The organism is Micromonospora sp. DT46, assembly GCF_049841735.1.
GTDB lineage: Bacteria > Actinomycetota > Actinomycetes > Mycobacteriales > Micromonosporaceae > Micromonospora > Micromonospora reichwaldensis.
Window position 1 is genome coordinate 873,431 of the sequence record NZ_JBNCKW010000002.1, and the last position, 9,073, is coordinate 882,503.

The 9,073-nt window shown below is 74.6% G+C and carries 5 protein-coding genes and 1 pseudogene; 4 read left to right on the forward strand and 2 right to left on the reverse strand.

Annotated elements, in window-relative coordinates; translation table 11 throughout:
- Positions 1-3 precede the first annotated feature (3 nt).
- Positions 4-1,569 (reverse strand): annotated as a pseudogene (locus ACLQ20_RS08405) (hypothetical protein); the annotation flags it as partial.
- Positions 1,570-1,655: 86 nt separating this feature from the next.
- Between ACLQ20_RS08405 and ACLQ20_RS08410 the strand changes: the two are divergent.
- The gene (locus tag ACLQ20_RS08410; protein WP_425854800.1) at positions 1,656-2,915 is read left to right on the forward strand and encodes a polysaccharide biosynthesis protein; all 1,260 of its coding nucleotides are present in this window, start codon (positions 1,656-1,658) and stop codon (positions 2,913-2,915) included.
- 83 nt (positions 2,916-2,998) lie between these two features.
- Positions 2,999-5,467 carry a DUF5005 domain-containing protein gene (locus ACLQ20_RS08415; RefSeq protein ID WP_425854801.1) on the forward strand — a complete coding sequence of 823 codons (2,469 nt, stop codon included), beginning with the start codon at positions 2,999-3,001 and terminating at the stop codon, positions 5,465-5,467.
- Between the two features lie 42 nt (positions 5,468-5,509).
- On the opposite strand, the gene nudC is transcribed toward ACLQ20_RS08415, so the two are convergent.
- Entirely contained in the window at positions 5,510-6,430 is a 921-nt protein-coding gene (nudC, locus tag ACLQ20_RS08420; protein ID WP_425854802.1) for an NAD(+) diphosphatase, read from the reverse strand.
- A gap of 180 nt (positions 6,431-6,610) precedes the next feature.
- Between nudC and ACLQ20_RS08425 the strand changes: the two genes are divergently transcribed.
- Both ACLQ20_RS08425 and ACLQ20_RS08430 read left to right on the forward strand, forming a co-directional pair.
- Positions 6,611-8,425: a VanW family protein gene (locus tag ACLQ20_RS08425; protein ID WP_425854803.1), complete on the forward strand. Its 1,815-nt coding sequence runs from the start codon at positions 6,611-6,613 to the stop codon at positions 8,423-8,425.
- Positions 8,426-8,511: 86 nt separating this feature from the next.
- Complete coding sequence (locus ACLQ20_RS08430) at positions 8,512-8,898, forward strand: hypothetical protein (RefSeq protein ID WP_425854805.1); 387 nt, start codon at positions 8,512-8,514, stop codon at positions 8,896-8,898.
- Positions 8,899-9,073: the final 175 nt, after the last annotated feature.

Here is a 9,073-nt window from a genome sequence, read left to right on the forward strand (position 1 = left end):
CGTGGTCGGGTTCTCGTACAGGGTCAGGTCCTCGCCGGCGTACACCTCGCGGAGCCCGACCAGCGTCGCCGGGTCCGTCCGCTGCCCGCCGGCCACCCGTTGCACCACCACCCAGCGCACCCCGGTGGCCCGCACCGGGGCACCGGAGTCGAGCACCCGCCGCACGTGCGCGACGCGCCGGTTCTCCCCGCTCACCTCGCTCGTGCCCACCCAGAGCGTGTCGTCGACGAGGACCTCGGCGTCGACGTAGCGGGGCAGCGGGTCGAGCGCCGTCCGGCCGCCGTTCCAGGGATACGCCCGGTAGGAGCCCAGCGGCAACGAGAGCACCTCGCCCGGCTGGCCGTCGAGGCGGGCGGCGACGGCGTCCCAGTCCGCCGGATAGGCCACCGGCCGCAGCCGGCCGGCCGCGCCGAACGCCAGGTCCGGCAGGACCACCACCGGCAGTGCCAGCGCCCCGGCCAGCACCGCGCCCGCGCCGGCCCGTCCGACCCGGCCAGCCGCTCCGGCCAGCCGTTCCGCGCCGAGCGCGAACCCCACGGCCACCAGCAGGGCGTACGGGACGAGGAACTTCTGCCCGTCGCGCAGCACCCCGGCTCCCGGCACCGTGGCGACCAGCCACTCCAGCGACGCGCCCAGGCCGGGCAGCACGCCCAGGGCTGCGAGCAGGAACCCGCCGGCAGCCAGCACGGCCAGCCGGTCGCAGAACCCGTCCGGCCACCGGTGGCGCAGCGCCCGGTAGCCGAGGACCGCCAGGGCCAACACGACGGCGGTGGCCAGCGGCGCCAGCGGGGACGACCGGCTCACCGGTGTGGTCTGCGCGTTCCAGATCCCGCCCGTGCCGGCCAGGGCTCCGAGCGCTCCGCTCCAGTTCTCCGCCCGCGCCGCGAACGCCGCCACCCCGTCGGGGTCGGTCCGGGCGTCCGCCCTGGTCAGGGCGGCAGCCACCAGCCAGGGCGCGTTCAGCAGCAGCACCACCGCGATCGCGATCGCGCCGACCCGGCCCCTGCCGCGCCGCGGCACCAGCACGACGGTGGCCGCCAGGGCGATGAGGCCGCCCGTCGGGGTCACTGCGGCGAGGGCGGCCGCCAGCACCAGCAGCGGCAGCGCCCGTCGTCCACCGGCCCGCAGCCGGATCACCGCCAGCACCAGCCAGGGCAGCGACGCGTACGCCAGGAGCAGACCCCAGTGCCCGATCAGCAGCCGCTCCGCCAGGTAGGGCGTCCACACGTACCCGACGGCGGCCACCAGCCGGGTGACCGGGTGCCGGGCCGGCACCAGCAACCCGGCGCCGACGGTGGCGAGCAGCAGCACCGCGACCAGCGCCAGCCGCTGCACCAGCCACCCTGGCACCGCCTGGCTCGCCAGCGACACCAGGGCGTCCAACGGCACCGCCCGTGGCAGCGAGTCGGACGGGGCGACGAGTTCGGCGCGCCACGGCTGGTGCGGCACGAAGACCATGTCGTAGCTGAGCACGTAACCGGGTGCCGCCAGCGGAGCCAGCACCAGCAGGGTGACGGCCAGCCCGAGCCCGACGAGCATCGACCTCTCCCGCAGGGTTGACCTCCTCATTACGCTGACCGGGCGTGGCACCGGCGTGGCGCCACTGTACGCGCGCCCGTTGCACAGCCGGGAGTGCCGGCGACACGGGACGGTTGATGGGTACGGATTCGGAAAAGCCCGGCCGGGCGACCGGGCTCGGCACCGCCGGCATCGCAGTGACGCTCGCCGGCGTGTTCGTCAACGGGCTGGCCTACGTGGTGCCCGTCCTCGGTGCGCGGCACCTCGATCCGGCGGAGCTGAGCGCGCTCGCCACGCTCCTGGCGCTGGGTGCGATCGGTGGCGTGGCCAGCACCGGGCTCCAGATCGCGGTCGCCGTGCACCGGGCCCGGCACGGTCGCGCCGCCACCGCCCGGCCGGCCCTGCTCACGGTGCTCGTCACCGCCGCCCTGCTCGCCCTGACGCTGCCGGTGGCCGCCGTCCAGCTCCGACTGACCGCCCCGGCGGTGCTGCTGCTCGGCGTGCTGACCGTGGCGGTCGTGGCGGCCGGCCGCTGGCTCGGCGAGTTGCAGGGCGACCAGCGCTTCCTGCGGCTCGCCGGCGGCATGGCGCTGCTCGGCGCCGGCCGCTACGGGGGCATGGTGGCCGGGCTCTCGCTCGGCGGCGGGCTCACCGGGTCGCTGCTGGCCGGCGCGCTCACCTCGGTCCTGGTGCTCGCCCTGCTGGTGCGCCTCAACCGGGGTGCCGGCATCGACCCGGCCGTGCCCTCCCTCGCCACCCGGACGGTGCTCACCGCCAGCGGCGCCACCCTGGCGATGCTGGTGGTCTCCTACGCCGACCTCCTGCTCGCCCGCCGCTTCCTGCCGCCGGACGTCTCCGGCACCTACGCCGTCGGCACGGTGCTGACCAAGGGGGCGCTGTGGGCGCCGCAGGTGGTGACCGTGATCGTGCTGCCCCGCCTGGCCAAGGGGGACCGGCGGGCCCTGGTCGCCGCGCTGGCCCTGGTCGCCGGCGCCGGGGCGGTGCTGGTGCTCGGCTCGGCGCTCGCGGGCGGGCTGGCCTTCCGCCTGGCCGGCGGCCCCGACTACGCCGCGGCCGGTCGTTACGCCCCGGTCTTCGCCGCCACCGGCGCCCTGTACGCGGTCGTGTTCATCCTGGTCAACGCCCGGGTCGCGGCGTCGGTCCGGTGGCCCGCCGCTCCGCTGTGGACGTCCACGGTGATCTTCGTGGCCGCCGTCGCGACCGTCGTGCCGCGGACCGTCGCCGGGATCGCCGGGGCCGCCCTGGCGACGGCGGCGGGCACCGCCGTCGCCACCGGATTCCTGACATTGGCCCACGAGCGGGGCAGCAGGTCGAAACGCACCCGTACGGCCACTACCACCCAAGCGGGAGGACATGTCACAGTGCGGGACGGATAACCAGGAGACGGGGGTTTCTGGTGAGCGTCAGCACGGCCACGACCGGGTCCGGTCCAGGGAAGGTGCGCACCCACGCCCGTTGGTTGCTCGTTCTGTACGCCACCGCGCTGGTGCTCACCCTGACGGCCGGCGTACCGGGCCGGGCACGGGCCGAGGGCGGCATGTCGGCCGACCGGCTCACCGCCCTCTTCGAGCGCTACGGCGACACCTCCGGCCGATGGAACGGCGCCGACCGGACGGCCTCGGTCCGGCTCCCCGACGGCCGGCTCCTCTGGCTCTTCTCCGACACGTTTCTCGGCCCTGTGGGCCCGGACGGTTCCCGCCCCCGCACCGCGTCGTTCATCAACAACTCCGCCGTGGTGCAGCAGGGCGACGAACTGCGCGAGACGGTGCACGGCGGCACCGCCGAGGACCCCGCCTCGCTCGTACCGCCCCCGGCCGCCGACCAGTTCTACTGGATCGGCGACGCCCAGGTCGTCGACGAGACCCTCCAGATGCTGGTCAACCGCTACCGCCGGACGGGCGACGGCCCGCTGGACCACGTCCTGCTGGGCACCTCGCTGGCGACCTTCGCACTGCCCGGGATGACACCCGTCGCGGTCCGGCCGCTGCCGCTGGGAGAGCGCATCTCGTGGGGCTCCAGCCTGCTCCGCGATGGCGGACACACCCTGATCTACGGCACCGAGGCGAGCGGCGAGACGAAGTTCGCGCATGTCGCCCGGGTCGCCGGGACCGACCTGAACGGCCCGTGGGAGTTCTGGACGGGCACCGGCTGGGCGCCCGCAGCGGACAAGTCCGCCCGCATCCTCAGCGGGGTCGGCACGTCGTACGGGGTGCAGCGGGTCGGCGACCGGTACGTGCTCGTGACCCACGAGAACAACCTGGTGTTCAGCGCCGACGTGGTGGCGTACACGGCGGGTGGGCCGACGGGTCCGTTCGAAGGTCCGGACTACCTGCACCGCGCGCCCGAGACGGACGCCGGGCATCTCGTCTACGACGCCGACCTGCACCCCGACCTGGCTCGTCCGGGCAAGCTGCTGATCTCCTACAACGTCAACAACGTCGACGACGCCGTGACCTACGCCGACGCCGGCCTCTACCGGCCGAGCTTCGTCGAGGTCGACTGGCCCCGCCCCCGGCCGGACCGGGCCGACGTGCCGCCGGCGCCGGCGGCACTCACGGCCGAAGCGCGGGGCGCGGGCAACGCCGAGCTGCGGTGGCGTCCCGTCCCGGTCGATGACGAGCTGCGCTACGTGGTACACCGCCGGAACGTGACCGCCGGGCAGACCCACTTCGTGCGGATCGGCGAGCCGTCCGCCGAGCCCCGCTCCTCGGCCGACTTCCTGGTCAACGGCCACGAGTACGAGTTCCGGGTGACCGCCGTCGGTCGGCGGGGCGAGGGTCCTCCCTCGCCGGTGGCGCGGATGACCGCCACCGTGCCGCCGCCACCGCCGCCGAGCGGGGTGCGGGCCGCGGCCGGCCGCACCGGGGACGTCGCGGTGCACTGGGAGCCGATCCCGTTCGTCCAGGTGTTCCGGCTCTACCGGCGCGACGTCACGGCGGGGCAGCGGGAACCGGCCCTCGTCGGCACGTTCACCGGCACCAGCGCCACCGTCGGCTCGCTGTGGCACGCCCGGACGTACGAGTTCACCGTCGTCGCGGTCGGCGGCGGCGGGGACAGCCCGCCCTCGACGCCCGTCCGGGCCACCGCATCGGTCAGCCCGCCGGCCGCGCCGGCCCGACTGACCGCACAGGCCCAGCCGGACGGCGACATCCGGCTGGGCTGGGCCAACCTCGGTCCCGGCGTCTCCTACCGGGTCTACCGGCGCGACCTGACGGCGGGCCAGAGCCGCCTCGGGTCGCCCGCACTCGAGAGCCGGCCGAGCCACCTCGCCCGCCACCTTGAGCACGGCCACGAGTACGAGTTCGCCGTCAGCGCGGTGGACCGCGACCGCGAGGGACCGCTCTCCCCGCCGGTGCGGGCCCGGGCGACCTTCAGCGCGCCGAAGGTGGTGCCGACCGACCTGCGGGTGACGAAGGTCGGCACGGCCGAGGTGGAGCTGACCTGGCGCTCGACCAGTCCCGGCGGGTGGCACCGCGTCTACCGGCGGGACCTCACTGCCGGGGAGCGGGAGTTCACCGAGGAGGAGGTGCCCGTGCAGGGCACCGAGGCCACCATCCGCCAGCTGCGCAACGGACACGAGTACGAGTTCGTGGTCGCCGCGGCCAACCAGGCCGGTGCCGGGCGGCAGAGCAGGCCGGTCCGGGCCGTCCCTCGGCTGCCCACGCCAGCCGGGCTGGCGGCGACGGCGGCCGGCAACGGCGAGGCCCGACTGAGCTGGCGGCCGGCGGGGCCGGGCCTCGCCTACCGCGTCCAGGTCCGCGACGTCACGGCCGGTGGGGAATGGCGGACGGACCCGGTGCCGGTGGGCGGGACGGACTTCACCGCCGTGCTGCTGGTCCGCGGGCACCGCTACGAGTTCCGGGTCGCCGCCACCGACGGCATCGACACCGGCACGCCGTCCGCGCCGGTCGCCGTGCTCGTCCGCTGAGACACAGGCGGTGACCACGTCGCGCTGGAGGAGCTGGCCCGGTCAGGCCCCGGCCGTCAGCCAGGAGTGCAGCAGGTGGTGGTCGATCGAGTCGGCGCGGCCCAGCGGCCGTCCGGCGGCCGCCCGCTGGCGCAGCTCGTCCCGGGTGAACCAGCGCGCCTCCAGCAGCTCCTCGCCGTCCACCCGCACCTCCTCGGACGCGGCGGTGGCCCGGAAGCCGACCATCAGGCCGGCCGGGAACGGCCACGCCTGCGAGCCCACGTACGCCAGGTCGGTCACCGTCACCCCGGCCTCCTCCGCCATCTCCCGCCGGACGGCGTCCTCCAGGCTCTCGCCCACCTCGACGAAGCCGGCGAGCGTCGAGTACGCCCCCTCGGGCGCGCCCGCGTGCCGGGCCAGGAGGCAACGGTCGGGAACGCCGGGCGCCTCGATCAGCACGATGACGGCCGGCTCGATCCGGGGAAAGAGGAGCCGGCCGCAGTCCGCCCGCGCGCACGACCGGACGTGTCCGCCGCCCCGGACGACGGTCGACGCCCCGCACGTGCCGCAGAAGCGCTGCTGCCGGTGCCAGTGCAGCAGCCCCCGCGCGTACGCCTGGACGGCCGCCCCGGCCGGGTCGAGCCGGCCGACCAGCGCCCGGACGTCCACGGCGGCGCTCGCCTCCGCCACCTCGACGGCGGCGGCCTCGGGCAGCCCGGAGAGGTCGACGGCGAAGACGGCCGAGCCCTCGTCCATGCCCAGGAAGACGGTCTCGTCGGCGACGGTGAGCGCCTTGGCCGCCCGTTCCCCGGTCAGCCGCACCGGCACGTCCCCCGCGACCAGGCAGCGGTCCCGCCAGAGCGGCAGCAGGGTGCTCGCCGGGTCCGCCAGCAGTGCGGCGAGCCGTTCCGGGTCGGTACGCAGCTCCCCCGCCCGGTCCAGCCAACCGCCCCCGTACGCCAGGACCGCCTCGTCCGCTCCCATGTTCCCTACCGTGCCATGCCCGCCGGCCCGCCCGACGACCGGCCGGTGTCCCCCGACACGCCGGGCGACACGCCGCGACGCGAAGGGTGGGGCGCTGACTCCCGACCCGCCGGGGCGCCGGTTACCGTAGGTGTCTTCCGGGCGGAGGCGCGCTCCCCCGTTGTGGTACGTCCGATCGAGGTGACCGTGACGCTGTACGGCGAGAAGACTCCACCCGCCGACGACCGGCCCACCGTGCAGGTCAAGGCTGTGACCTGGCCCGGTGACGAGCCGGAGCCGGTCGCGCCGGCGGGCCGGCCGGGCGGGTCACGGTCCCGCCGGACCCGCCTGTTGCTGGCCGCCGGGGCCGCCACGGCGGTGCTGGCCTCCGTGGCGGGGGCGGGTGCCTACGCGTACGCCGGTGACGTGCCGCGCGGGACGACGGTGCTCGGCGCGGAGCTGGGCGGCCGGAGCCGCGCGGACGCCGCCCAGGAGCTGCGGACGGAGCTCGAACGCCGCGGCGCCGCGCTCAACGCCCCGCTGTCGGTACGCGTCGGCGAGCGGACCGCCACGATCGACCCGGCCACCGTCGGCCTGGCGGTCGACGTCGACGCCACCGTGGCGGCGGCGGCCGAGGCCGACGCGCACGCCGTCGACCGGCTCGTGGGATCCCGGGCGGTGCAGCCGGTGGTGACCGTGGACGCCGCCCGGCTCGACGCCGCCCTCGAGAAGGTCGTCGGCGCCCAGGGCCGGAAGATGACCATGCCGGCGATCACCTGGAAGGGCACCACGCCGAAGGCGGTGCACCCGAAGCCGAGCCTCGCCCTCGATCCGGAACGCTCCGCGCAGGTGGTACGGGAGGGCTGGCTCGCCGGCCAGCCGGTGACCGTGCCGCTGGTCGAGACCCACCCGGCGACCACCGCCGAGGAGGTGGACCGGCTGGTCGCCGAGTTGGCGAAGCCGGCCGTCGCCGCCCCGGTCACGCTGACGACCGGCAAGGGCTCGGTGCAGATCCCGCCGAAGGCGATCGCGCGGAGCCTGCGGTTCACGGCCGACAAGGCCGGCAAGCTGACGCCTCAGGTCGACGTGAAGCGGCTGCGGGCCGCGCTCGGCGGCGACCTGGCCGCGATCGAGGTGCCGCCGAGGGACGCCCGGATGACCATCTCCGGCGGCAAGCCGAAGGTCGTCGACGGCAAGCCCGGGCAGCAGCTCGACAGCGCGGCCCTCGGCCGCGACCTGCTCGCCGTCCTGCCGAGGGCGGACGACCGGAAGGTCACCGGCGAGCTGAAGCCGGCGGAGCCGGAGCTGACCGCAGCGAAGCTGGCCGGGTTGGGCATCAGGGAGCGGGTCTCCACCTTCACCACGCACTTCACCGGTGGGCTCTCCTCGCCGCGCAGCCAGAACATCGTCACGATCGCGAAAGACGTGGACGGCACGGTGGTGCTGCCCGGCGAGACGTTCTCCCTCAACGGGCACACCGGCGAGCGCGGCTACGCCCAGGGCTACCGGGACGCTCCGGTCATCCTCGACGGCAAGCTGGTCCCGGGAGTCGGCGGCGGCACCTCGCAGTTCACCACGACGCTGTTCAACGCGACGTACTACGCCGGGCTGGAGGACGTCGAGCACAAGCCGCACTCGTACTGGTTCAGCCGGTACCCGGCGGTCATCGAGTCGACCATCTTCTGGCCGGACCTCGACTTCAGGTTCCGCAACAACACGGAGCACGGCGTCCTGATCGACACCTCCTACACGTCGAGTTCGATCACCGTGTCGATCTGGAGCACGAAGATCTGGGACAGCGTGAAGACCGAGTACACCCCCCGCCGCAACATCACCCAGCCGAAGACGGTCTACCTGGAGCCCGGCCCCACCTGCATCCCGGCCGGCGGCAGCCAGGGCTTCACCCAGGACGCCTACCGGGTGTTCAAGAAGGACGGCAAGGTCGTGAAGCGGGAGAAGTTCACCTGGCGCTACTCCGCCGAGCCGCGCTTCATCTGCGGTCGCGAGCCGTCCTGACCATCGCATGGACGCGCGGCGGTGCGGAGGTACCGTGCACCCGTCCTCTAGAGCTGTCCGCCCTGTAGAGGAAGGTCGGTGCCGCAATGGCAATTTCGTTCACGGCGGAGGTCGACCGGTTCATCACTGTCGCGACGCAGTTGAGCAGCGAGAACCTGGAGCGGGTGTACGAGTTGCGGATGGCGGTGCGCCGGGCTCACGGACGGCAGCCGAAGCCGAACCTGTCCGCTGCGGCGTTCAGCAAGCTGGACAAGCGCGTGCGGGATGACCTGCGCGCCCGCGGCCCGCAGTTCTGGGCGTACCGTGTCGGGGCGATCAGCGAGGCGATCGTGGCGACCCTGAGCGCGGCCCGTGCGATCTGGAAGCCGGAGCAGCTCACGCCTGAGCAGTACCACCTGATCGTCGGCCCGTTCGAGCAGGTCGGAATGACTGTGCCGGCACACCCGGACGATCCGCCGCGGCCTGATCGTTGACACAGTCGCCGAGCGGCGTTCAGCATGACGGACGCGCTGGCGTCTTTCGGCCTCGAATTGGTCCGTAACGCAGTTCAGGGCCACCCCCTGTGGGGTGGCCCTGAACTGAAAGATTGTCCGGCGGTGTCCTACTCTCCCACACCCTCCCGAGTGCAGTACCATCGGCGCTGGAGGG